The sequence below is a fragment of the Rhodoferax sp. U2-2l genome, from assembly GCF_020594515.1.
Classification (GTDB): Bacteria; Pseudomonadota; Gammaproteobacteria; order Burkholderiales; family Burkholderiaceae_C; genus Rhodoferax.
Genome location: NZ_JAJCTH010000010.1, coordinates 62,018 through 84,358 on the forward strand (window position 1 = coordinate 62,018; position 22,341 = coordinate 84,358).

Annotated in this window: 21 protein-coding genes; 11 read left to right on the forward strand and 10 right to left on the reverse strand. The window is 63.4% G+C overall.

Going from position 1 to position 22,341, the window contains the following annotated elements; genetic code table 11:
• Window positions 1-3 precede the first annotated feature (3 nt).
• From LHU53_RS10545 to LHU53_RS10580, 8 genes are all read left to right on the forward strand, one after another.
• Complete coding sequence (locus tag LHU53_RS10545; protein WP_227332614.1) at window positions 4-954, forward strand: ketopantoate reductase family protein; 951 nt, start codon at window positions 4-6, stop codon at window positions 952-954.
• Window positions 955-1,011: 57 nt separating this feature from the next.
• Window positions 1,012-1,833, forward strand: coding sequence for a shikimate dehydrogenase (aroE, locus tag LHU53_RS10550; protein ID WP_227332615.1), 822 nt, complete (start codon window positions 1,012-1,014; stop codon window positions 1,831-1,833).
• 84 nt (window positions 1,834-1,917) lie between these two features.
• Window positions 1,918-2,583 (forward strand): TetR/AcrR family transcriptional regulator, encoded by a 666-nt coding sequence (locus tag LHU53_RS10555; protein WP_227332616.1) that lies wholly within the window; start codon window positions 1,918-1,920, stop codon window positions 2,581-2,583.
• A 109-nt stretch (window positions 2,584-2,692) separates the two neighbouring features.
• Window positions 2,693-3,268: a TRAP transporter small permease gene (locus LHU53_RS10560; RefSeq protein WP_227332617.1), complete on the forward strand. Its 576-nt coding sequence runs from the start codon at window positions 2,693-2,695 to the stop codon at window positions 3,266-3,268.
• 14 nt (window positions 3,269-3,282) lie between these two features.
• Window positions 3,283-4,563, forward strand: coding sequence for a TRAP transporter large permease (locus LHU53_RS10565; protein WP_227332618.1), 1,281 nt, complete (start codon window positions 3,283-3,285; stop codon window positions 4,561-4,563).
• Window positions 4,564-4,650: 87 nt separating this feature from the next.
• A complete protein-coding gene (locus LHU53_RS10570; RefSeq protein ID WP_227332619.1) occupies window positions 4,651-5,658 on the forward strand; it encodes a TRAP transporter substrate-binding protein in 1,008 nt (335 codons plus the stop codon).
• A 172-nt stretch (window positions 5,659-5,830) separates the two neighbouring features.
• Window positions 5,831-6,664, forward strand: coding sequence for a shikimate dehydrogenase (locus LHU53_RS10575; protein ID WP_227332620.1), 834 nt, complete (start codon window positions 5,831-5,833; stop codon window positions 6,662-6,664).
• A 158-nt stretch (window positions 6,665-6,822) separates the two neighbouring features.
• Window positions 6,823-7,737: a hydroxymethylglutaryl-CoA lyase gene (locus tag LHU53_RS10580; protein ID WP_227332621.1), complete on the forward strand. Its 915-nt coding sequence runs from the start codon at window positions 6,823-6,825 to the stop codon at window positions 7,735-7,737.
• A gap of 15 nt (window positions 7,738-7,752) precedes the next feature.
• Here LHU53_RS10580 and LHU53_RS10585 read toward each other — a convergent pair whose 3' ends face one another.
• Window positions 7,753-8,364 carry an FMN-dependent NADH-azoreductase gene (locus LHU53_RS10585; RefSeq protein WP_227332622.1) on the reverse strand — a complete coding sequence of 204 codons (612 nt, stop codon included), beginning with the start codon at window positions 8,362-8,364 and terminating at the stop codon, window positions 7,753-7,755.
• Between the two features lie 185 nt (window positions 8,365-8,549).
• A complete protein-coding gene (locus LHU53_RS10590) occupies window positions 8,550-9,473 on the reverse strand; it encodes a LysR family transcriptional regulator (RefSeq protein ID WP_227332623.1) in 924 nt (307 codons plus the stop codon).
• Window positions 9,474-9,582: 109 nt separating this feature from the next.
• Here LHU53_RS10590 and LHU53_RS10595 point away from each other — a divergent pair, with 109 nt between their 5' ends.
• Both LHU53_RS10595 and LHU53_RS10600 read left to right on the forward strand, forming a co-directional pair.
• Complete coding sequence (locus LHU53_RS10595; protein WP_227332624.1) at window positions 9,583-10,482, forward strand: pirin family protein; 900 nt, start codon at window positions 9,583-9,585, stop codon at window positions 10,480-10,482.
• A gap of 102 nt (window positions 10,483-10,584) precedes the next feature.
• Complete coding sequence (locus tag LHU53_RS10600; protein ID WP_227332625.1) at window positions 10,585-11,070, forward strand: acyl-CoA thioesterase; 486 nt, start codon at window positions 10,585-10,587, stop codon at window positions 11,068-11,070.
• 93 nt (window positions 11,071-11,163) lie between these two features.
• On the opposite strand, the gene LHU53_RS10605 is transcribed toward LHU53_RS10600, so the two are convergent.
• Genes LHU53_RS10605 through LHU53_RS10615 form a run of 3 tightly spaced genes read right to left on the reverse strand, consistent with a single transcriptional unit; the run spans window position 11,164 to window position 13,894 of the window.
• Window positions 11,164-12,105, reverse strand: a complete 942-nt coding sequence (locus tag LHU53_RS10605) for an AEC family transporter (protein ID WP_227332626.1) — start codon at window positions 12,103-12,105, stop codon at window positions 11,164-11,166.
• Window positions 12,106-12,110: 5 nt separating this feature from the next.
• The gene (locus LHU53_RS10610; RefSeq protein ID WP_227332627.1) at window positions 12,111-12,986 is read right to left on the reverse strand and encodes a sugar phosphate isomerase/epimerase; all 876 of its coding nucleotides are present in this window, start codon (window positions 12,984-12,986) and stop codon (window positions 12,111-12,113) included.
• A gap of 5 nt (window positions 12,987-12,991) precedes the next feature.
• Entirely contained in the window at window positions 12,992-13,894 is a 903-nt protein-coding gene (locus LHU53_RS10615; protein WP_227332628.1) for a 4-hydroxyphenylpyruvate dioxygenase, read from the reverse strand.
• A gap of 148 nt (window positions 13,895-14,042) precedes the next feature.
• Between LHU53_RS10615 and LHU53_RS10620 the strand changes: the two genes are divergently transcribed.
• Entirely contained in the window at window positions 14,043-14,843 is an 801-nt protein-coding gene (locus LHU53_RS10620) for an IclR family transcriptional regulator C-terminal domain-containing protein (protein WP_227332629.1), read from the forward strand.
• A gap of 21 nt (window positions 14,844-14,864) precedes the next feature.
• On the opposite strand, the gene aroD is transcribed toward LHU53_RS10620, so the two are convergent.
• From aroD to LHU53_RS19820, 5 genes are all read right to left on the reverse strand, one after another.
• Window positions 14,865-15,647 (reverse strand): type I 3-dehydroquinate dehydratase, encoded by a 783-nt coding sequence (gene aroD, locus LHU53_RS10625; protein ID WP_227332630.1) that lies wholly within the window; start codon window positions 15,645-15,647, stop codon window positions 14,865-14,867.
• A gap of 78 nt (window positions 15,648-15,725) precedes the next feature.
• Entirely contained in the window at window positions 15,726-17,195 is a 1,470-nt protein-coding gene (locus tag LHU53_RS10630) for an aldehyde dehydrogenase family protein (protein WP_227332631.1), read from the reverse strand.
• Window positions 17,192-18,052 carry a sugar phosphate isomerase/epimerase gene (locus LHU53_RS10635; protein ID WP_227332632.1) on the reverse strand — a complete coding sequence of 287 codons (861 nt, stop codon included), beginning with the start codon at window positions 18,050-18,052 and terminating at the stop codon, window positions 17,192-17,194. Before LHU53_RS10635 ends, LHU53_RS10630 begins: the two co-directional genes overlap by 4 nt.
• Before the next feature lie 26 nt (window positions 18,053-18,078).
• Window positions 18,079-19,857 (reverse strand): thiamine pyrophosphate-binding protein, encoded by a 1,779-nt coding sequence (locus LHU53_RS10640; protein WP_227332633.1) that lies wholly within the window; start codon window positions 19,855-19,857, stop codon window positions 18,079-18,081.
• Window positions 19,858-20,319: 462 nt separating this feature from the next.
• Window positions 20,320-22,341 (reverse strand): methyl-accepting chemotaxis protein, encoded by a 2,022-nt coding sequence (locus LHU53_RS19820; protein WP_304621933.1) that lies wholly within the window; start codon window positions 22,339-22,341, stop codon window positions 20,320-20,322.

The window sequence follows — 22,341 nt, forward strand, 5'->3', positions numbered from 1 at the left end:
TTTTTGAAAATTTGTCTGGTAGGCGCCGGGGCGCTGGGGTGTGCCCTGGGTGGTTTGTTGACCGAGGCGGGCCACGAGGTGTGGCTGGTCAACCGGGGGCTGGCGCCGGTGAATGCCCTGCGCGCGCATGGATTGCATCTCCGGGTTGACGGCGTTGACCGGGTGGTGCCGGTGCGCGCCACCACGGACTATGCCGACATCCTGGCCAGCAGCGGCACCATGGACCTGGTGATCGTGCTGGTCAAGTCCTTTCACACCCGCGAGGCCATCGCCGCCGCGCTGCCGGTGGTGGGAGAGCACACGGCGGTGCTGTCGCTGCAAAATGGCCTGGGCCACGAGGACGTGCTGGCCGAGGTGGTGGGGCGGCACAAAGTGCTGGCTGGCAAAACCTATGTGGGCGGGGTGCTGCTGGCGCCGGGGCACATCATCGCCGGTGTGGCGGGCAAGGAAACCCTGATTGGCGAGCTTGATGGCAGCTTGAGTGAGCGGGTGCAGCGCATCGCCGACGTTTTCAACGCCGCCGGACTGCTGACCCATGCCAGCCAGAACATTCTGGGCGCCATGTGGGACAAGCTGCTGGTCAACGTCGCTACCGGTGCCCTGAGCGCCATCACCCGCCTGCCCTACGGCGAGTTGTACCAGGTGCCTGCCGTCCAGGCCTGCGGTGTGGCCGCCGTGGCCGAGGCCATGGCGGTGGCTGCGGCCAGCGGCATCACGCTGCAAACCACCGATGCGCCGCAAGCCTGGGCCAAGGCCGCTGTCGGCATGCCGTTCGAGTTCAAGGCATCGATGCTGCAAAGCCTGGAAAAAGGCTCGGTGACCGAGGTCGATTTTGTCAACGGTGCTGTGGTGCGCCAGGGCGCCTTGTGCGGCGTGCCCACGCCGGTGAATCAGGCGCTGGTGGCTTGCCTCAAAGGGATCGAGCGCGGCTTGTTGGGCGCACCCCGGGTGTGAGGCAAGACGCACGTTGGCATCCAAACACCCCAAGGCGGCGCTGAACAGGAACTCACCATGACCGACCGCTACGCCGTCATCGGCAACCCCATTGCGCAAAGCAAGTCACCCCTGATTCACGAGCTGTTCGCCCGTGCCACCGCGCAAGACATGACCTACGCCAGGCTGGAAGCGCCGCCGGGCGGCTTTGCGGCGGCGGTGGACGCCTTTCGGGCGGCTGGCGGCCGCGGGCTGAACATCACCACACCGTTCAAGCTCGACGCCGCCGCCTATGCCACCGAGGCCTCGGCACGGGTCAAGTTTTCCGGCGCTGCCAATGCCCTGAAGTTTGAAGGCAACCGGGTGCTGGCGGAGAACTTTGACGGCATCGGCCTGGTGCGCGATGTCACCTACAACCTGAACCAGTCGCTCAAAGGCCAGCGCGTGCTAATGCTGGGTGCCGGGGGGGCCTGCCGGGGGGTGTTGCTGCCGCTTCTGGCGCAACAGCCCTATGAGCTGGTGATTGCCAACCGCACGCTGCAAAAGGCCTGTGACATCGCCAGTATCGGCGCGCAGTGGGGGCATGTGCGCTCCAGCAGCTACGCCGAGCTGGTCGGCCGCACCTATGACGTGGTGGTCAACGCCACGTCGGCCAGCATGCGTGGCGAACTGCCGCCCGTGCCTGCCAACGTGTTTGCGCGCTGCCACCTGGCCTACGACTTGAGCTACGGCAAAGGCTTGACCCCGTTTTTGCGGCTGGCCCTCAGCGAGGGCGTGCCAGCACTGGCGGACGGTGTGGGCCTTCTCACCGAACAGGCGGCTGAGGCCTTTGCATGGTGGCGCGGCGTGCGTCCCGACACCCAGGCCGTGCGGCATCTCCTGACCGTGCCGCTGGTCTGAGCCCGGCCGAAGGCTGCGGCCATGACGCAGCCACCCATGAAAAAAAGTCGCTCGCCCCCAGGGGCTTGTACCTATACTTTGAAAATGAACGATCTGGTCCATTTGGAAAACACGGCACCCGGCAAAACCACCACCCGCACCAACGATCCCGAGCGCACCATGGCCGGCATTCTGGAAGTGGCCACCAAAGAGTTTGCCGAAAAGGGCTTGAGTGGCGCCCGCATCGATGCCATTGCGGCTGCCACGCGCACCAGCAAGCGCATGATTTACTACTACTTTGGAAGCAAAGAAGGCTTGTATGTGGCGGTGCTGGAGGATTCTTACCGCCGCATGCGCGAGATCGAGGCCGCGCTGCACCTGGAAAACCTGGAGCCCGTGGCAGCGCTGAAACGGCTGGTGGAGTTCACCTTCGACCACCATTGGGGCAACCCGGATTACATCCGTCTGGTGATGAACGAAAACATCGAGCGCGGTGCTTATCTGGCGCAAAGCAAAAGTATCCAGGAGCTCAATGTGCCCGCCATTGCGGCCATCCAGGCGCTGTATGACCGCGGTGTGGCGCAGGGGGTGTTCCGTCCCGGGCTGGACGCCACCGACATCCACGCGTCGATCTCGGCGTTGACGTTTTTCAACGTCTCCAACCAGCACACCTTCGGCTTGATTTTCAAGGACGCCGCCCAAGGCGAAGCCGCCCTGGCAACCCGGCGCGCCAACATCACCGAGATGGTGGTGCGGTTCCTGTTGCGCTGAACCGTGCATGGCGGTGCGGATGCCTTGGCTCAGATGACCAAGGGTAAATACCGATTTTTTAAAACTAACCAGTTCGTACATTAAAGCGCAACTAAGTTGGAGACACGGCATGGTGCAAAAGTTGATCGGCAGGTATTGCCAGTTGCTGACGGCGATCATCGTCATCTGCTTGGCGCTGATGGTGTTCATGGTGTTTGGCAACGTGGTGATGCGTTACGCGTTCAACTCAGGCATCACGGTCTCCGAGGAGTTGTCGCGCTGGTTGTTCTTGTGGCTGATCTTTTTGGGCGCCAGCGTGGCGGTGCATGAGCAAACCCACATGGGCAGCGACATGGTGATGGAAAAATTGCCGCCCAAGCTGCAGAAGGTGGGCGTGGTGATCGGTCAGTTGTTGATGTTGTGGGCCACCTTTTTGATTCTCAAAGGCAGTTGGGCGCAGACTGCCATCAACTGGGAGGTGCAGGCGCCGGTCACGGAATGGTCGATGGCCTGGGTCTACAGCACCGGGGTGGTGTTTGCCGTGGGCACCGGGCTGATGCTGCTCAGTGACCTGTGGTACACGCTGCGCGGTCAGATGACCCCGACCCAAATCCGCAAGGCCCGCCATGCCTTGGAGCGTGCCGAGATGGAGCGTGCCTCGACCGAGGCTGCGCAAGCCGACATCCGCAACACCAGCGCCAAATAACCCGGGCCCCCAACATGACGATCCTGATTTTTATCGCAGCGCTGATGGGGGCAGTGGCGCTGGGCATTCCGATTGCCTATTCCCTGCTGCTCTCGGGCGTCGCGCTGATGGTGCACCTGGGCAACTTTGACGCGCAAATTCTGGCGCAAAACGTGTTGGAGGGCGCCAACAGCTTCCCGCTGCTGGCCGTGCCGTTCTTCATGCTGGCCGGTGAAATCATGAACGCGGGTGGCTTGTCGCGCCGCATTGTGGACCTGGCCATTGCCCTGGTCGGCCATGTGCGCGGCGGCTTGGGTTATGTGACCATCGTCGCCGCCTGTTTGATGGCGTCGCTCTCGGGCTCGGCGGTGGCAGATACCGCCGCGCTGACCGCGCTGCTGCTGCCGATGATGGTGCGGGCCGGTCACCAGAAGGCGCGCTCGGGCGGTCTGATCGCCTCGGCCGGCATCATTGCGCCGATCATTCCGCCATCCATTCCGTTTGTGGTGTTTGGGGTGACCGCCAACGTGTCGATTGGCAAGCTGTTCATGGCCGGGATCGTGCCGGGGTTGATGATGGGCATCGCCTGCGCCATCGCCTGGTGGATCACCGCCCGCACGGAAGCTGTGGTGACGCCGCCGCGTGCCACCCGCGCCGATGTGCTCAAGGCGCTGCGTGAATCGTCGTGGGCGCTGGTGTTGCCGTTCATCGTGCTGTTCGGCTTGAAGTTTGGTGTGTTCACGCCCACTGAGGCCGCCGTGGTGGCGGCCATGTATGCGTTTTTTGTGGCCACCGTGGTGTACCGTGAACTGTCGCTCAAACAGTTGTACGAGGTGTTTGCGGCGTCGGCCAAAACCACGTCGATCATCATGTTCATGGTGGCAGCCGCTTCGGTGAGTGCCTGGCTGATTGCGGTGGCCGACCTGCCCGGTCAACTGATCGCCGTGCTGGAACCCTTCATGCAAAGCCCGACCACCTTGTTGTGCCTCCTGATGCTGGTGCTGCTGCTGGTTGGCATGGTGATGGACCTGACGCCCACCATTTTGATTTTGGCGCCGGTGATGGTTCCGGTGGTCAAGGCCGCGGGTATTGACCCGGTGTATTTTGGTGTGTTGTTTGTGCTGGTCGGCGTGATTGGCCTGGTGACACCGCCGGTGGGCACGGTGCTCAACGTGGTGGCGGGTGTGGGCCACATGAAGATGGACCAGGTGGCGCGCGGGGTCATCCCCTTCATGATTGCCGATTTGATTGTGCTGGCGCTGCTGGTGGCTTTCCCGGCGCTTGTGCTGGTGCCGCTGCAGTTCTTCTACAACTGATTTTTCTCGGGTTGATGGGGTGCTGGGCACGCCGCCACATCAACCGTTTTCAACGGCGTCCCGATTGCACCGTAGATGGAGACACACATGAAACGCTTGGTCCTCAAATCCCTCGTCGCCGCCGTGGCGCTGGCCGCTTTCGGCATGGCTGGTGCGCAAGATATCAAAGAGCACACCTTCAAGTTCGCCACCAACGGCGCGGGCGAGCACCCGTCGGTGGCCGGCATGAAGAAGTTTTCTGAACTGCTGGCAGCCAAATCTGGCGGCAAGATGCAGGTCAAGATGTTCACCGGCGGCATTTTGGGCAGCGACCAGGCCAATGTGTCGGCCATTCAGGGTGGCACGCTGGATATGGCGGTGATGAACACCGGCATTCTGGCCAGCGTGGCCAAGGAAATGGCGATTTTTGACTTCCCGTTCCTGTTTGCCAACGAAAAAGAGTCTGACGCGCTGGTGGACGGCCCGGTGGGCAAGCGTTTGCACCAAAAGCTCGAAGCCAAGGGCCTGATTGGCCTGTCGTACTGGGAACTCGGCTACCGCCACATCACCAACAGCAAGCGCCCCATCGTCAAGGTGGAAGACGCGGAAGGCCTGAAGCTGCGCGTGATCCCGAACCCGATCAACGTCGCCTGGGTCAAGGCGCTGGGCGCCAACCCGACCCCGCTGCCGTTCCCCGAGGTGTACGCCGCGCTGGAGCAAAAAGCCATTGACGGCCAGGAAAACCCGGTGTCGGTGATTGCCACCAGCAAGTTTTATGAAGTGCAGAAGTACATGACGCTGACCAACCACCAGTACAACCCGCAGTCGGTGATCTTCAGCAAGAAGGTCTGGGACAGCCTGAGCCCGGCAGAAAAGAAGATTGTTGATGAAGCGGCTGACGAAGCCACCAAGTACCAGCGCCAGCAAGCGCGTGCCGCCGTGGCCGTCAACATGGACGTGCTGAAAAAAGGGGGCATGACCGTCACCGAACTCAGCGCCACGGAAGTGGCCAAGCTGCGCGACAAGATGAAGCCGGTGATCGCCCAGTTCAGCGCCAGCGTGGGTGACGAGACGGTCAACGATGTGATGGCCGAGCTGGCCAAGATGCGCAAATAAGTGGCGCCCGGGTGACCGCTGGCCGCGCCGGGCCCGCTGTCACCGGCCGCGTGGCATCGACCCCGGCAGCGGGGCCAAGCGCAGCGCTTGGCCGGGTTGCGTTCTTTGATAAAAATAATAGCTGCAGGTCATTGTTTCATCTGGGCTAGAGCCCATTCTGGTTGACAAAATCATGCAAATCGACGGCAACACCGAGATCATCGCCCACATCGGCTTTCCCACCCATGCGTTCAAGGCGCCGCTGATCTACAACCCCTGGTTCGAGACCGTCGGTATCAATGCCATCGTGGTGCCCATGTCGTGCCAGGTGGAGCCCTTTCCGCGGTTTTTGCGCTCGCTGTTTCACCTGGGCAACCTGCGCGGCGCACTCATCACCATGCCGCACAAGGTGAGCACGGTGGGCCTGCTCGACGAGGTGTTGCCTACTGCGGCCATCGCTGGCAGCTGCAACGCGGTGCGCCGCCTGGCCGATGGCCGTTTGCAGGGCGACATGTTTGACGGCGAAGGCTTTGTGCGCGGCATCCGGCGCAAGGGCTTTGAGCCAAAGGGTCGGCGCGCGCTGGTGGTGGGGGCAGGCGGTGTCGGCTGTGCCATTGCCGCGTCACTGGCGGCGGCGGGTGTGCTGGAGATGGGCCTGTATGACGTGAACAACGCCGCAGCCCAAGGCCTGGCCAACCGCCTGTTGCAGCATTACCCGGACATGCGCATCCAGACCGGCAGCAACGACCCGGCCGAGGTGGACCTGCTGGTCAACGCCACGCCCATGGGCATGAAAGACGGCGACCCGCTGCCGGTGGACATGGACCGCGTGGACGCCACGACGTTTGTGGGCGAAGTGGTCATGAAAACCGACATGACCGCCTTTTTGAAAGCTGCGCAGGCACGCGGCTGCCGCATCCAGATCGGCTCGGACATGTTGTACGAGCAGATTCCGGCGTATCTGGAGTATTTCGGCTACCCCGTGCCCACGCCCGAAGAATTGCGCGCGGCGGCCCATAACGTGTGAAGCGCATCCGCTGCCACGACCCGCAACCCAGGGCGCCGAGGCATCGATCCCGCGTGCTGAAACCCCGGACTTGATCCGTGGCCGGGATGACCGCCAAAACCGTGCCCGTTACCCCTGATCCAAGCGGCGCTTTTTGCCAACCCAGTCGGAGTATGTCCATGAAACCAGCAGAAGTTCTCATCAGCGAAGTGGGCCCGCGTGACGGCCTGCAGTCCGTCAAGGCCACCATGCCCACGGCCGACAAATTGCGCTGGATTGACGCACTGGTGGCCGCTGGTCTGCGCGAGATCGAGGTGGGCTCGTTTGTGCCGCCCAAGCTGCTGCCGCAGATGGCCGATGCGGCTGAGGTGGTGCGCCATGCGCTCACCCACCCCGGCGTGACCATCATGGCGCTGGTGCCCAATCTGCGTGGGGCCGAGGCCGCGTTGCGCTCAGGGGTGCACAAGATCACCATTCCGTGCAGCGCCAGCGAGGCGCATTCACTGGCCAATGTGCGCAAGAGCCGCCAAGAGATGGTCGAAGAAGTGCGCGCCATCGTGCGTCTGCGCAACGACATCGCCCCGGGTGTGAAGATCGAAGCCGGTTTGTCCACCGCCTTTGGCTGCACCCTTCAGGGCATCGTCAGCGATGACGACGTGGTCTGGATGGCCGAGCAGGTCGTCGGGGCGGGCGCAGATGAAGCGGGCCTGTCCGATACCACCGGCATGGCCAACCCGGCTCAGGTGCGCCGCCTCTTTCACAAGGTGCGCGCCGCCATTGGCGACAAAACTGGTGCCGCGCACATGCACAACACGCGCGGGTTAGGTCTGGCCAACTGCCTGGCTGCCTACGACGTGGGCGTGCGCACGTTTGACAGTTCGCTCGGCGGCCTGGGCGGCTGCCCGTACGCGCCCGGTGCCTCGGGCAACGTCGTCACGGAAGACCTGGTGTTCATGTTTGAGGCCATGGGCATTGCAACCGGTGTCGACATCGACATGCTCATCGCCGCACGCGCGCCGCTGCAAGCGGGTTTGCCAGGGGAGCCGCTTTACGGCATGACCCCACTGGCCGGGCTGCCCAAGGGCTGGGTTTGACCGGCGCCGGGCCGCTCAGACAGCTGCGCAGCTGATCTCAGTTTGCGCGGCGCTCATCGCGGCGGCCTTGGCGGCGTCACCCATGGCCAGACCTTCGGCGCGAACAATGCGCACGTCGGTGATGCCAAAGAAGCCGAACACCACCTTCAGGTAACTCTCCTGGTGCTCCATGGCCTGACCGCCATCGCTGGTGGAATAAGCGCCACCGCGTGTCGAGGCCACGATCACCGTCTTGCCGGTGGCCAGACCGGTCGGACCTTTGTCGGTGTAGGCGAAGGTGCGACCTGGCTGGGCCAGACGGTCAATCCAGGCCTTGAGCTGGGTCGGGATCGAAAAGTTGTAAAACGGTGCGCCCACCACAATCACGTCCGCCGCCAGGAACTGGCTCACCAGCTTCTCGGACAGCGCGTTCTCGGCGCGTTGTGCCTCGGTAGGCTCCGCTTGGGCCACACCTTTGATCGCCAGCGCATCGGCGCCGAAATGGCCAATCGGGTTGGCCGCCACATCCAGGTACTCGACTGTGGTGTCGGGGTGCCCCTTGAGCCACTGCGCCACCACCTCGGCGGTGAGCTGGCGCGAAGAAGAGTAGGTGCCCAGGATGCTGGAGTCAACGTGCAGTAATTTCATGGTGATGTTCTCGGTGATGTGGGAAGTCAACACGGGCTGCGTTGACCATGGATTGATTCTATTTTTGGCGTGATGTCTTGATAAGCTGGCCTTATCGGGAAATACTGTTCCAGATTCAGAACAATCAGACCCAGAACCCGCCCAAGCGTCTGCCTATCGACCACAGCCAACATGATGACTGGGTGTTACGCAGGCACCTGGGCCAGCGCCGTTTGCAGCATGTCGATGAAGACGCGGGTTTTGATCGGCATCAGCTTGCGCTCGGGAAACACCGCCCACGCCACGTGGCTGGGCAGGCACCACAGCGGCAGCACCCGGCGCAGGGCGCCGCGGCGCACTTCGGAGGCGGCAAAGTAGTCGGGCACGGCGGCAATGCCCGCGCCGGCACAGGCCAGCTTGATCAGCAGTTCAGGCGAATTGGCGCTGGCTCGCCCGGGTGGCACACCTTGCCAGTGTTGTTCACCTTGGGCCAGGTTCCAGCGGGTGACCTCGCCATTGGTTTTGAGCATCCGGATAGCCTCGTGCTGCACCAGATCATCGGGCTCCGCCGGTTCGCCGTGTTCGGCCAGGTAGTTGGGCGAGGCGTACAGGCCAAAAGAAAACACCGCCAGCCGCCGTGCCGCCAGCGAGGCGTCGTCGGGCAGGTGGCCCATGCGCACCGCCACATCAAACCCTTCGCCCAGCAGATCGACCCGGCGCGGCGACAAGTCCAGCTCCAGCTGGATCGCCGGGTACAGCGCCACAAACGCCGCCAGCGTGTCGGCCAGGATCAGGGTTGCAAAATCACTCGGCATGGACACGCGCAGGCGCCCGCTCGGGGTGGCCTGACGACGCTCACGCAGGGCGGTGACGGCCTCGACCTCGGCCACCACCTGACGCGCGTGCTCCAGCAACTGCAGGCCGAACTCGGTCAGGGTCTGGCGTCGGGTGGTGCGCAGCAACAGCTTTTCGCCGAGCTGCTGCTCCAGGCTGGCCAGTCGGCGTGACACGGTGGATTTGGGCAAGCCCAGGCGCTCAGCCGCGCGGCTGAAGCTGCCGAGCTCGGCGACCCGGGCAAAGATCAGCAGATCGTTGGGGTCAACCGCGGTAGGGGTGAATAATTGTTCCATCTGGACAACAATCATATCCAGATCAAGGGATTTTCAAAGCGATTACAGGGGAATACAGTTCAACCAGCACACGACAGCGTGTTTGCCACTTCTTTGAAAGGAATCCACCATGGCCACCTCAGTTCAACAGCCAACCCAGCCCGACAGCACCCCCAGCGTTGAACACGCACGCACGGTGGAGCGGCTGATCACCGGCCAGGCCACGTCCGATGGCGCGGGCGTCAAGCTGACCCGCGTGCTGACGCAAAACCTGCAGCACCGGCTGGACCCGTTTTTGATGCTGGATGCCTTTGGCAGCGACCAGGCCGACGACTACATCGCCGGGTTCCCGGACCACCCGCACCGTGGTTTTGAGACCATCACCTACATGGTTGCCGGGCGCATGTTGCACCGCGACAGCGCTGGCCATGAGGGTCTGCTGGAAAACGGCGGCGTGCAGTGGATGACCGCCGGGCGCGGCGTGATCCACTCCGAAATTCCGCAGCAGGAAGAAGGGTTGATGGAAGGTTTTCAACTCTGGTTGAACCTGCCCCGGCAAGACAAGATGAACGCCCCCTGGTACCGCGATTTCAAAAACGCCGATCTGCCAAAGTACCTGACCGACGCCGGTGTGGCGGTGACGGTGATCGCCGGTGAGAGCCATGGCGTGACCGGTGCGGTGACGCGCGGCGGCACCCAGCCGCTGTACCTGGACGTGCATCTGCCCGCTGGCGCGCGGTTTGCGCAAGCCTTGGCGCCCGGTCACAACGCCTTTGTCTACGTTTACCGGGGTGAGGTGGCCATCGCCGGTCAAGCGGTGCCGCAGCAGCGCATGGCGATCTTGGCCAATGAGCCTGGAGCCGACGGCGTGGTGATCGAGGCTGGAAGCGATGCCAAACTGCTGATCGTTGCTGGCAAGCCGCTCAAAGAGCCGATTGTTCAGTACGGCCCGTTTGTGATGAACACCCAAGAAGAGATTTACCAGGCCTTGAGTGACTTTCGGGACGGGCGCCTGGGCGAGCGCCGTTGAGCGCGGCCTGCGGCTAGGGTAGATTCGGCCGCAGGACGGCTTGCACCCCGTGCGCCGCCTGCGTTTGTTTGACCCGATTGCCCCATGTCACAAAGGATCACTGTGGACCTTCCCTTGCACCAACTTTCCATGACCGTGTTGATGACCCCCGACACCGCCAATTTTTCTGGCAACGTCCACGGCGGCAACATCCTGAAACTGCTCGACCAGGTGGCCTACGCCTGCGCCAGCCGTTACGCCGGGCGCTATGTGGTCACGCTCAGTGTGGACCAGGTGATGTTTCGCCAGCCGATCCACGTGGGTGAACTGGTCACGTTTTTGTCGTCAGTGAACCACACCGGCTCATCGTCGATGGAGGTGGGCATCAAGGTGATTGCCGAAAACATCCAGGACCGCGTGGTGCGCCATGTCAACAGCTGTTTTTTCACCATGGTGGCGATGGACGACGAGCGCAAGCCCGCGCCGGTGCCGCCACTGGAGCCCGCCACACCGGATGAGAAACGTCGCTACAGCGCAGCCATCATGCGCAAAGAAATGCGCCGCGAGATGGAGCGGCGCTTTGCCGCCACGCGAACAGCGGCGCAGTGAGCACCGTTAAAAAATTCGGCAGGATGGAGACCGTTGCCCGCGTGGCACCGGGCCGGTCAGCCTCTCTTCACCGCGTTATGTCGGCCATCCCCGTCAACGGGTCAGCCACAGCAGCGCGCTCAAAGTGAAAAACGACACCACGGTGGTCACCAGTAGCGCGGCGGCGCCCAGCTCCTGCTTGCCATAAGACTGCGCCAGGATCGGGTAGATGCCCATCATCGGCATGGCCGCCATCATCACCGCAGCCAGTTGCAGTGACGGCTCCAGGGGTGGCAGCCCCAGCAGCGGCAGGGCCAGCGTGGCCAGGGCCACCGCTGCCGGGAACACCAGCAGTTTTCCCACCACAATCGGGGCGATGCGTCGGCCCATGCCTTGCAGCGGCAAACCAAACAGCGTGCCGCCAATCACAAACAGCGACAGCCCGGCGCTGGCCGCGGCAAACAGGTTGACACTGCGCAACAGCGGCGCGGGCAGCTCCCAGCGCATCAAGGCCACCAGCAAACCCGCGGCCAGGGCCACGATGAGCGGGTTTTTGGCCAGCTGCCGCACGGTGCGCACCAGCACCTCCCGCCCGTGGCCGCCGTGGCCCAGGCCGCGCTCGGCCAGCACCAGCAGCAGCGGGATCACCACCAGGTTTTCCACCATCATGTTCAGCGCCAGCGACACCGCTGCCACCGGCGCCAGCGTCAGCAGCAGGATCGGGTAGCCCATGTAACCGCTGTTGGAGCAGCTCATGCCCATCACCGCCATCACGTTGTCGATGAAGGGCAGCTGCTGGCGCTTGCCCCACCACAAGCCCAGAGCGATCACCAGCAGCGAGCCGAGGGTGTAGGCCAGCAAATAGGTGGTGTTGAGGATCTCGGCCAGGTTGCGCGAGGCCACCGCGTTGAACAGCAAGGCCGGCAGCGCCACCTTGACCACAAACTGGCCCAGCACCCGCATGTCGGCCTTGCTGAACCAGCCCAGGCGGGTGCAGACGTAGCCCAACGCAATGGCCAGATAAATCGGGCCGGTGATCCCCAGGATATCGGACACAGTGGCTAGTGCGTCAGCACCCTTCTCAGCCGGATCTGGTTGGGCAGCGGCACCGAGCGTTGCAGCACGTCCTGCCCCAGCCACAGCGCGGCGCGCCAGGCCCGGTCTGCCACGCCGGGCGCGGGCAGGCTCTGGTAGTCGGTATTGCTCAGGCCCAGGCTGTAGTCGCCCCGGTAACCCAGCGTGTGCAGCGTGCTGACAAAACGGGCCAGCTCGGTGCGGCGCACCCCTTCGCCGGGGAACAGGCGCGCCTGCGGGTCGGCCAGGTCCAGGCTGTCGGCCAGTTGCACCAGAAACAGTTTTTCGGCGTCCAGCATTTCCAGGTCGTTGTCGGTGCAGGGGCTGGCCAGGGTTTGGGTGGCGTCCAGGCACAGGCCCAGATTCGGCATGTCAGCCATACAAACGAGGTCCCAGGCCTGGCCAAAGTCACGGATGCTGTGGGCGCCGGCGTGCGCCCGGTAGGCGATGCGGATGTTTTTGGGAATCGCCAGCATGGCCAACTGGCGCAGGTGGCGCACCAGGGTGGCGTTGTCGCTGGCAGCACCCGGCAGGGTACTGGCGTTGAGCACCAGTTGGTGGCAGTGCACGGCCTGGCACATCTCCAGCAGGGTTTTGGCCACGTCAAGTTTGCAGGCGTGCAAGGGGCCGCTCAAGCCCTCAAAGTCGTTCAAGGCATCAAACGCGCTCACCCGCAGGCCGCTGCCCAGCACCTCGGCCACGGCGGCATCCACACCGTGCGCGTGGTGGCTCAGGTCGCTGGCGTGCAGCGTGATCTGGTTGAAGCCAGCCTCGCGCGCAGCGGCCAGGCGCCCGGCGAGCGAGCCCGCCAGCGCGCCGCTGTCCAGCCCAAAGTCGTCCATGTTGACACTGAAGGGGCTCATGGGGGTCAGGCCTGCTGGTTGTGGACGATCTCGAAGCTGACGCTGCCCATCAGGGTCTTGGTCAACGCGCCGCGCGCTTCGGTGTGCACGCTGCCGGATTCGACAAACTCCACGCCTCGCTGCGAGAGTTCGGCCACGGTGGCCAGCACGTCGGCTGACCCCAAGCCAATGCGGTGCAGACCTTCGTCGTCCTCCACGTCCAGCACGCTGGCCTCAGGCTCGATCAGCTGGATGTAAAAGCGCGACGCGCTCGGGCACGGGCTGCGCATAATACGGCCCTTGGGCAGGATGCCAAAACGCTGCTCGGGCGGCAGGTCGGTAAAACCAAACAGTTCGCGGTAAAACTCGGTCCAGTCCTCGGTGCGGTCATTGCCGATGTACTGCACCACGCCAAAAAAGTGCAAACCGGCGGTGGCGGGCGGCTGCTGATCCACCCCCGGAATCGGCGTGAAATCCACGTCGTAAATCGAAAACACCTTGTGCCGATCGACAAAATAAATGCGGCTGGTGCCCACGCCATGCACGGCGGGAATGTTCAGCTCCATCACCTCGACTTGCGTGGCCACGCCCCAGGCGCCCAGATCGAGCGCCCGGTGGTAGGCGGCAGCAGCGTCGCGCACGCGCAGCGCAATGGCGCTGATGACCGGTTTGTCAGGCAGCGGCGTGCCTTTGGCATGGGCGTTGATGATGAGGTTGATGGCGCCCTGGCGGTACAGCAGCACCTCGCGTGAGCGGTGCCGCGCCACCAGTTTGAAGCCCATGTTTTCCAGCACCTGGCCCAGCGCCTGCGGTTTGGCGGTGGCGTATTCGATGAACTCGATGCCGTCCAGCCCGATCGGGTTGGGTGCATCGGGAATGGCCTCGCGGTCGGCCCCAGAGGCGGGTGACGAGGTACTGACTGCAACCATGATGGCGTCCTTCACGAATGATTCACAGCGATTATGCCGAGGCGGTCTGCCCATCTGATGCGATTTTGCCGCGTTGTGTGCGCTGAGCGTACGCAAACAAGCGATGATTGAACGGTTTATGTGACCCACCCGCACCGGAGTTGCCACCATGCCCCCTGCCACCAGCCCACGTCAGCCCAGCGTCACCAGCCCCACCCTTGACAAGCGCGACTGGATCGCCGGTCTTGAAAAAGGCCTGTCGATCATCGAAGCCTTTGACGACGCCAACCCGCGTATGACCGCCAGCCAGGCTGGCGTGCGCTGCGGTTTGACGCGCACCGCCGCGCGGCGCTACCTGCTGACGCTGACCTATCTGGGTTATGTGGCCACCGACGGCAAGCTGTTCTGGCTCACCCCGCGCGTGTTGCGGCTGGGGCAGAGTTACCTGGAATCGGCCCGGCTGCCGCGCATCGTGCAGCCGTTTTTGCAGCGCATCACCTCCGGCACGCAGGAGATCGCCTACATGAGTGTGATGGACGGCGACGACGTGGTCTACATCGCCCGCAACGGCTCATCCCGGGCCATGAACACCGGCATCGTGCTGGGCTCGCGGGTGCAGGCGCAGGTGACCGCCGCGGGCCAGCTGATGCTGGCCCTGCGCGACCCCGAGTGGCTGGACAACTGGCTGGCGCACCATGAGCTCAAGGCCTACACCAGCCACACCATCAACAACAAGGCGCAGCTGCGCCAGGAACTGGCACGCATCCGCCAGCGCGGCTGGGCGGTGTCGGAGCAGCAGTTGGAGCTGACTTACCGCGGTGTGGCTGTGCCGCTGATCAACCACCGCGGCGACCTGGTGGGCGCTTTGAACGTGACCATGCCCATGGGCCACGAGAGCACCGAAGACGCGGTGGCCCGCGTGTTGCCCGTGTTGATGGAGACGGCTCGCGCGCTGCGCAATCTGATTTGACGGCGCAGCTGCCGCAGAAACCTACTTCACACCCATGGCCTGGTTGACAATGGCCAGCACGGTGTTGAGCTCTTCGATGGGCACCTGACCCGGGGCCGAAGCGGCGGCGCCCACGGCAAAGCTCAAGCTGGAGCCAAACGCGCCGCCAATCATGCGGGTGATGGCGCCCAGCGGGCCCATGGACATGCTGATCAGCGGAATGCGCAGCTTTTTGCTCGCCTCCCGGGTGGCGGTCAGCAGGGTCAGCACGTCGTCCATGTCGCGCGGCATCACCGCCACCTTGGCCACGTCGGCGCCCAGCTGGTCGGCGCTCAGGAACTTGCCCACCAGGCTTTCCAGACTGGGCGTGTAGGAGAAGTTGTGGAACGACAGCACCAGCTTGATGCCGTGCGACCTGGCGGCGCTGCGCACGCGCACGATGTTGGCCGGGTCGTTGGCCATTTCGTAGTCGATCAGGTCGATGCTTTGGCTGGCGCACACCGCCTCATACAGGCTCAATACCTGGCCTTCGTTCAATGCAATCTTCTCACCACCTTCCAGGGTGGATCGGCGGGTGAACAGCACCGGGATGCTGCCGGCTCGGGCCTTGATGGCACGTGCGGCTGCCATGACGGCGCCAGCGTCACCGATCTGCTCAAAAAAATCGACCCGCCACTCCAGCACGTCGGGCTGTTTGGGCAGCACCACGTCCAGCTCGGCCAGCAGCTTGTCCAACGTGCGGCCCACCAGCGGGGTGCAGATCAGCGGGAATTTGCCACCCGCGATGGGTTGGCCATGGAGATCGATCGTTTTGGGGGTTTGCATGGTGAGAGTTCCAAATAAAAAAACCTGCCAGCGCCTTGGGGCGCATAGCAGGCACTTTACGCCATGTTGGGTGTCGTTTTAGCAGGCGCTGGCCATGTCATCCGCGGTGAAGCTGCCTTCTTCCAGCGCCGGGTCGTAAAAGTCGCCAAACAGTTCCTGGTCGGAGGGTTTGTCCTCCTTGATCGGTACCGACACCCAGGTGGTGTTCATGTAGTGCTTCAGGCTGACGTTTTCGCTGATGATGTTGCCGCCCCAGGTGCCGCAGCCCAGGCTGCTGGTCATGGGCATGCCGTTGTTGAAGGCACCGGCGTTGGCCTTGCTTTGCGGCTGGCGCACCATCATGCGGCTCACCGGCGCGGCCAAAGCCAGCTGGTGGATGTGCTCGGGGTTGAACGAGTAGATGCCGCAGGAGTGGCCTTTGCCGCCCACCTCGTACACGGCGCGCATCATGGTCAAGGCGTCGTCAAATGTGCCGTACTTGTAAACCGCCAGCAGCGTGGTGAGTTTTTCACGCGAGAACGGGTGGTCTTTGCCAATGCCGTCGCCGTGCACGATGATGAATTGGCGGTCTGCGGGGATGCTGAAGCCCGCCGCTTCGGCCAGTTTTTGCGGCGCCACGGCCACGGTGTCGGCCAGGCGGTGGCCTTCGTCGTCCCACATGGCTTGGCGCAGCGCGGCTTTTTCCGCGTCGTTGGCGATGTAGCCGCCTTCCTTGACCAGTTGCGCCAGCAGCGCGTCAAAAATGCCTTCCTGAATGATCAGGTTGCCGTCGGCCGAGCAGCCCGAGCCAAAGTCGCTGGTCTTGCTCAGACGGGTGTTCAAAGCCGCTTCTTCGATGTTGGCGGTTTCGTCGATCACCATCGTCGAGTTGCCCGCGCCCACGCCGTAAGCCGGGGTGCCCGAGCTGTAGGCGGCGCGCACCATCGGCTGGCCGCCGGTGGCGATCACCAGGTCGGCCTGGGCCATCAGCGCTTGCGACATCGGGATGTTGACCTTGGTTAGGCACTGCAGCAGGTCGGGTGGTGCGCCTTCTTTTTCCAGCGCTTCGCGCATCAGGCGAACCGTCTCAAAACTGGTTTTCTTGGCGCGCGGGTGCGGCGAAAAGATGACCGCGTCACGCGCCTTGATGGCGTAAATGGCGTTGCCAGCGGGCGTCAGGTCGGGGTTGGTGGTGGGCACGATACAAGCCACCACACCGGCGGGTTTGCCGTATTTGACGAGGCCTTTTTCCGGGATTTCTTCGATGATGCCCACGCTTTTCTGGCGCAGTGCGTCTCGCAAAATGCCGCGAATTTTCATGCGTTTGCCCATGCGGCTGTCCGGGTCGCCCAGGCGGCTTTCGGCAATGCCTTGTGCTACCAGGCGGGTGAAGGTTTTTTTGTTCGACACGGCCCAGGCCACGGCCTGGCACAGGCGGTCCACCCGCGCCTGGTCATAGGTTTCGATGATGGCCAGCGCGGCGCGGGCCTTGGCAAAGGCGGCATCCAGCTCTTCGCGTTGCTCGGCATTGATCTCGGTCTTTTGGAGTTCGGGCGGGGTGGGGTTCATGCGGTTGTCTCCTGGCGGGTGTTGGTGTCAGTGGTGGTGTTGGTGGCGGGGTCGGTATCCAGATGCTGTTGGGCGGTTTGCAGGATGTGGCGCGCCCAGCCTTCAAAACCGATTTCGGCGCAGACCGGGTCGTTGGGAATCTCCAGCACGTAGGTCAAATCCTGCGGCATGGCGGCCAGGATGTTGGCCACACCAAAGTCGCCTTCACCCGGCGCCACGCGGCAGCTGCGGGCTTCAAAGAGTGTCGCGGCCAGGTCAGCGGGCATGGCCGCCGGGCCATCACACAGGTGGGCGTAGTTGAACCACTGGCGCGGCAGCGCGGCCAGGTCAGCCAGGCTGGAGCGCGAGCGGACAAAGTGCAGCATGTCCACCAACATCCCCGCGTTGGGCGCCTGGGCGGCTTCGAGTACGGCGGTGGCGGTGGCCAGGTTGCCGGTGTCGGTCCACCACGGGAACTCCAGATTCACCGTGATGCCCAGCGGCGCGGCCAGTTCACACAGGCGGGCAAAGCGGTCGTGGGCGCGCGCGCGGTCGGGGTCGGGCAGCTGGGCGATGATGTGGCGTGCGCCCAGCTCGGCGGTGGCGTCCAGCAGCGGCTGGTACATCTCGGGCGTGTGGGCGGGGTCCATGCGAGCCAGTTCCACGTCCCACACACGCACACCGGTTTGGGCCAGTGCCGCTTTGGTGGCCTGCATGGCCGCAGTGCTGGTGATGATGGGGTACAGCGGCTCGGTGTCAGTCACGCGGGTCAGGCGCAGGCCCACATAGTCGTAACCGGTGCGCGCGGCCACCTCGATCAGGTCCACCGGCGGCAGGCTGATGGCGCTTAAATGCGCCAGGGAATACAGGTGTTTCATGTTCTGGCCCTCTTGTTGGTGACGCTTCAGGCTCTGTTTTGCAGTGCGCTGGTGTCGGCGTGGTGGACCTTTTTGCCGGGCGAGTAGATGTCCATGATGTTCCAGTGGCCCGCGGTTTCCACCGGGGCGTTTTGCATCGCCACGTCGATGACAAACGGGCGGTTGGCCGCCATGGCTTGTTCCAGCGCGGGTTTGAATTCAGCCGCGCTGGTGACGCGCACGCCTTCGGCGCCGTAAGCCCGGGCAATGGCCGCAAAGTCGGCCTGGAACGGTGCGCCGTCTTTCATGAACAGCGTGCCGGTGGTGGTGCCGAAGTGCGCCAGTTGCAGCCCGGCAATGGTGCCAAAGGCGCAGTTGTTCATGATCACCCAGATCACCGGCACGTTGCTCTCGACCGCGGTGGCGAGCATGGCCGGGTTCTGGCCGAAACCGCCGTCACCCACCAGGGACACCACCACCCGGTTGGGGCAGGCCAGCTTGGCGCCGATGGCCGCCGGGGCGCCAAACCCCATGGTGGCAAAGCCGCCCGGGGTGAGGATGCTGCCGGGGGTGAAGATGTCAAACTGTTGGCCGACGCCGTTTTTGTTCCAGCCCACATCGGTGGTGATGATCACGTCGCGCGGCAACACGGCGCGCGCGTCGGCCAGGATGCGCTCGGGGCGCATCGGGAAGGCGTCGCTTTGTTGGGCAGCCACCAGTTTTGCTTTGAACGCGGTGCGGTTGGCCGCCATCTCAAGCTTCAGCGTCTCGTTTTTGAAACCTTCTGGGTAGAGCTTCTTGGCGACACGGTTCAAGACCTTGAGCGCCTGCTTCAAATCCGCCACGGCGCCGATCTGCACCGGGTAATTGCGGCCAATTTCGCTGGGGTCGATGTCGATGTGGATCAGCTTGGTCTGGCTGAAGTCAAAGGTGTAGTCCTTTTCCCAGGAGCTGCAGTCGGCTTCGGCAAACCGCGTGCCCAGGCCCAGCACCAGGTCGGCGTTCAGGCATTTGTCGTTGATGAACTTGGTGCCCCAGAAGCCGGTCATGCCCAGAACAAAGGGGTGGTCGTCCGGCAGCACACCCTTGCCCATCAGGCTGTGTGACACCGGCAGGCTCATGTGGTCAACAAATTCCTGCAGCTCAGCGGTGGCATCGGCCAGCACAATGCCGCCGCCGACATGCAGCTGCGGTCTTTTGGCGGCCACCAGCGCTTCAATGATTTGCGTCGCGACGTCATCGTCGATGCTCGGGGTATGCAGCTTTTTGGTGTGCGCCTTGAGCTTGGCGAAAAGTTCCACATCCACTTCTTTGGAGAAGATGTCCATCGGCACCGACAACAGCACCGGGCCGGGGCGACCTGTCTCGGCCAGCTGGAAGGCTTTTTCAATGATTTCCGGGAACAGGTCGGGCCGCTCGACCCGCCAGACGCGTTTGCAGAACGGGCGATAAATCTCGCTTTGTGAGGCGTCGCTGTGCAGGTTCACTTCCTGGTGCGGATGCTTGCCGTAGTAATGGCTGGGCACGTCACCGGCAATCACCACCATCGGGATCGAGTCGAGCGCCGCGTTGGCCACACCGGTGGCGGCGTTGGTCAGCCCGGGGCCGAGGTGGCTCAGCACCACGGCGGTGGTTTTTTTGGCGCGGGCGTAGCCGTCGGCCGCGTGGGCGGCGACTTGTTCATGGCGGGTGTTGATGAACCGGATGCTGCTGCCTTCCAGCGCGGTCAGCACCGCAATGTTGGTGTGGCCGCACAAGCCAAACAGATGTTCAACGCCGCGGTCTTCGAGGTATTTGACCAATTGGTGGGAAATCAGTGCTTGCATGGTGTCTCCAGGGGTGGGTGCCTTTTCGGCTAAAAGGCTGTGGCCGGTCGCGCAACGGGGCGTCTGCGAATCCGTGTTTCTGCGGTATCGGTGGCGACTTTAGCGAGCGGGCCTGGTTTTGAGAACCCAAAATTGCGTGTTTTGCGCGTTAATCGAACGTCAATGAGCGATTAACGTACGTATTGAGGGTTTGTACTGTTTGGTACAAAACGCGCTGGAGACGGTCCGAGGCAAGCAACCGGCGTCGCCAAAGCGCTCAAGGCCTGACAGACGCTACAACACCTGGCGCGGAGATGGCAAAGCCCACCGCCACCCGGCTTGCAGCCGGGTTGGCTCTAGGGGCGTCTGAGCCTTCCGCCCGCCTGGACGGAGGCCTGTCGGCCGGGTGGATGGCCCAACTTGGTTGTCCGCTCCCCCATCGGCGGACGCTCTGGCGCACGTTGCAACGTGGCCAGCTGGTGTTCAGCGGCGCGTCAGCAAGCGCACCGGCGCGGCTGCGGGCGCCGCAAGTTGGGCATCGGCCATGGGTGCGTTGTTGTCCAGATGGAACACGGCCATGGTGTTGACCAATTCGTCGGCCTGACTTTGCAAGCTGCTGGCAGCGGCAGCCATTTGTTCCACCAGGGCGGCGTTTTGCTGGGTCACTTGGTCCATCTGCGAAACCGCTTGGTTCACCTGGTTGACACCCAGGGCCTGTTCGCTGCTGGCGGCGCTGATCTCGCCCATGATGTCGGTCACCCGCTTGATGGCGTTGACCACCTCAAGCATGGTGCTGCCCGCCTGATCCACCAGCGCCGAGCCCTCATCGACCCGCTGTTCGCTGGCGCCAATCAGCCGCTTGATCTCTTTGGCCGCCTCGGCCGAGCGTCCGGCCAGGCTGCGCACTTCACTGGCCACCACCGCAAAACCACGACCCTGTTCCCCGGCGCGGGCGGCTTCCACGGCGGCGTTCAGGGCCAGGATGTTGGTTTGAAACGCGATGCCGTCAATCACGCCGATGATGTCCGAGATCTTGCGCGAGGCATCGTTGATGTCCTTCATGGTGGTGATCACCTGGTGCATCACTTCACCGCCTTGGACAGCGACCGTCGAGGCGTTCAGGGCCAACTGGTTGGCCTGGCGCGCACTGTCGGCGTTTTGTTTGACGGTGCCGCTGAGCTGCTCCATGGAGGCCGCCGTCTGCTGCAGCGCGCTGGCCTGGCTTTCGGTGCGCGAGGACAGGTCGTGGTTGCCTTGGGCGATTTCTGCACTGGCGGTGGCCACGCTGTGTGAGCCTGCGCGCACCTTGGTCACGACGCGAGCCAGGTTCTCTTGCATGTGTTTGAGTTGCGCCATCAGGCTGCTGGTGTCGTGGGCGGCCAGGGCGATGGGTGTGTCCAGATGGCCGTCAGCGACCCGTGCGGCGATGTCGGCGGCAGACGATGGCTCGCCCCCCAGCGGGCGCAGCACCAGCCGGTTGATCAGCACATTGAGCCCCAGGGTCACCACCAGCACGCTGAGCAAGCCCAAGCCGGCAGCAATGTAGCGCAGCTGGTGCACCCCGGCCAGCGCTTTGTCGTCCGGCACGGTGGCGGCAAATGACCAGGAGGTCTTGGTGGCCCCCACCTTCACCGGCACATAAAAGCGGGTCATGTCGGTTTGCAGTTGGTCGTCGAAAAAGTGCAACTCGTGGGTTTCACCCGCCTGGATGGCCGCTTTGGTGGCCAGGTCGGTGGCCGTTGTTCCCAAGTCTTTGCCGACATTTTTGTCGTCCACATCAGCGACATACAGGCCGCTGTTGGAGATCAGCGAGGCAAAGCCGGTGTCATAAGGACGAATCTTGCGCACCTCAGCCTGGAAACCGTCCAGCGGCAGGTCGACGCCAACCACACCAACAAACTTGCCGTCCACCTGGATCGGCACCACCACCGAGGTCATGAGCACGTCCTTGCCCGCGATCTTGTAGGCATAGGGTTCGATCAGGGTCTCATCGCCGGATTGTTTGGCCAGCAGGTAGTAGTCACCCACACCCGGCTTCTCGTAGTCCACCAGGGGTTCGATGGCAAGGTTGCCCGCGCCCCGGTTCCAGTAGGGGATGAACCGGCCGGTGGCATCATGGCCGGGCGCGCCGGCAAAGTCGGCATCTTTGCCGTCAAACGCGTCGGGTTCCCAGCAGGTCCAGACGCCCAGAAAATTCGTATTTCCCTCCAGCACACTTTTGAGCATGGCCTCGGTGGCCGTCCGGTCGGTCAAACCGACCGATTTGATACCGCGCAGGGCATGCGCCATGGCGCGGGCCGAATCCAGGGCCATCTCGATGCGCGCCGAGGTCTGGCTGGCATGGGTACGGGCCAGCTGTTCGGTGTAACGCAGAACCACCGCTTTTTGCAGTGTGCTGGCCTGGTAGGTCAGCAAACCAATGGTCAGGGCGAAGGCCACCAGAACAATGGCCGCAATCAACGGCAAGACTTTCATTCGAAGGGAAACGGATGTCCGGGCTGGCAT

Excerpts from the sequence above, each read along its gene's own strand:
- aroE (WP_227332615.1), top strand. The coding sequence starts at position 1,012 with ATGACCGACCGCTACGCCGTCATCGGCAACCCCATTGCGCAAAGCAAG.
- LHU53_RS10555 (WP_227332616.1), top strand. The coding sequence starts at position 1,918 with ATGAACGATCTGGTCCATTTGGAAAACACGGCACCCGGCAAAACCACC.
- LHU53_RS10560 (WP_227332617.1), top strand. The coding sequence starts at position 2,693 with ATGGTGCAAAAGTTGATCGGCAGGTATTGCCAGTTGCTGACGGCGATC.
- LHU53_RS10565 (WP_227332618.1), top strand. The coding sequence starts at position 3,283 with ATGACGATCCTGATTTTTATCGCAGCGCTGATGGGGGCAGTGGCGCTG.
- LHU53_RS10570 (WP_227332619.1), top strand. The coding sequence starts at position 4,651 with ATGAAACGCTTGGTCCTCAAATCCCTCGTCGCCGCCGTGGCGCTGGCC.
- LHU53_RS10575 (WP_227332620.1), top strand. The coding sequence starts at position 5,831 with ATGCAAATCGACGGCAACACCGAGATCATCGCCCACATCGGCTTTCCC.
- LHU53_RS10580 (WP_227332621.1), top strand. The coding sequence starts at position 6,823 with ATGAAACCAGCAGAAGTTCTCATCAGCGAAGTGGGCCCGCGTGACGGC.
- LHU53_RS10585 (WP_227332622.1), bottom strand. The coding sequence starts at position 8,364 with ATGAAATTACTGCACGTTGACTCCAGCATCCTGGGCACCTACTCTTCT.
- LHU53_RS10590 (WP_227332623.1), bottom strand. The coding sequence starts at position 9,473 with ATGGAACAATTATTCACCCCTACCGCGGTTGACCCCAACGATCTGCTG.
- LHU53_RS10595 (WP_227332624.1), top strand. The coding sequence starts at position 9,583 with ATGGCCACCTCAGTTCAACAGCCAACCCAGCCCGACAGCACCCCCAGC.
- LHU53_RS10610 (WP_227332627.1), bottom strand. The coding sequence starts at position 12,986 with ATGAGCCCCTTCAGTGTCAACATGGACGACTTTGGGCTGGACAGCGGC.
- LHU53_RS10615 (WP_227332628.1), bottom strand. The coding sequence starts at position 13,894 with ATGGTTGCAGTCAGTACCTCGTCACCCGCCTCTGGGGCCGACCGCGAG.
- LHU53_RS10620 (WP_227332629.1), top strand. The coding sequence starts at position 14,043 with ATGCCCCCTGCCACCAGCCCACGTCAGCCCAGCGTCACCAGCCCCACC.
- aroD (WP_227332630.1), bottom strand. The coding sequence starts at position 15,647 with ATGCAAACCCCCAAAACGATCGATCTCCATGGCCAACCCATCGCGGGT.
- LHU53_RS10630 (WP_227332631.1), bottom strand. The coding sequence starts at position 17,195 with ATGAACCCCACCCCGCCCGAACTCCAAAAGACCGAGATCAATGCCGAG.
- LHU53_RS10635 (WP_227332632.1), bottom strand. The coding sequence starts at position 18,052 with ATGAAACACCTGTATTCCCTGGCGCATTTAAGCGCCATCAGCCTGCCG.
- LHU53_RS10640 (WP_227332633.1), bottom strand. The coding sequence starts at position 19,857 with ATGCAAGCACTGATTTCCCACCAATTGGTCAAATACCTCGAAGACCGC.
- LHU53_RS19820 (WP_304621933.1), bottom strand. The coding sequence starts at position 22,341 with ATGCCAGCCCGGACATCCGTTTCCCTTCGAATGAAAGTCTTGCCGTTG.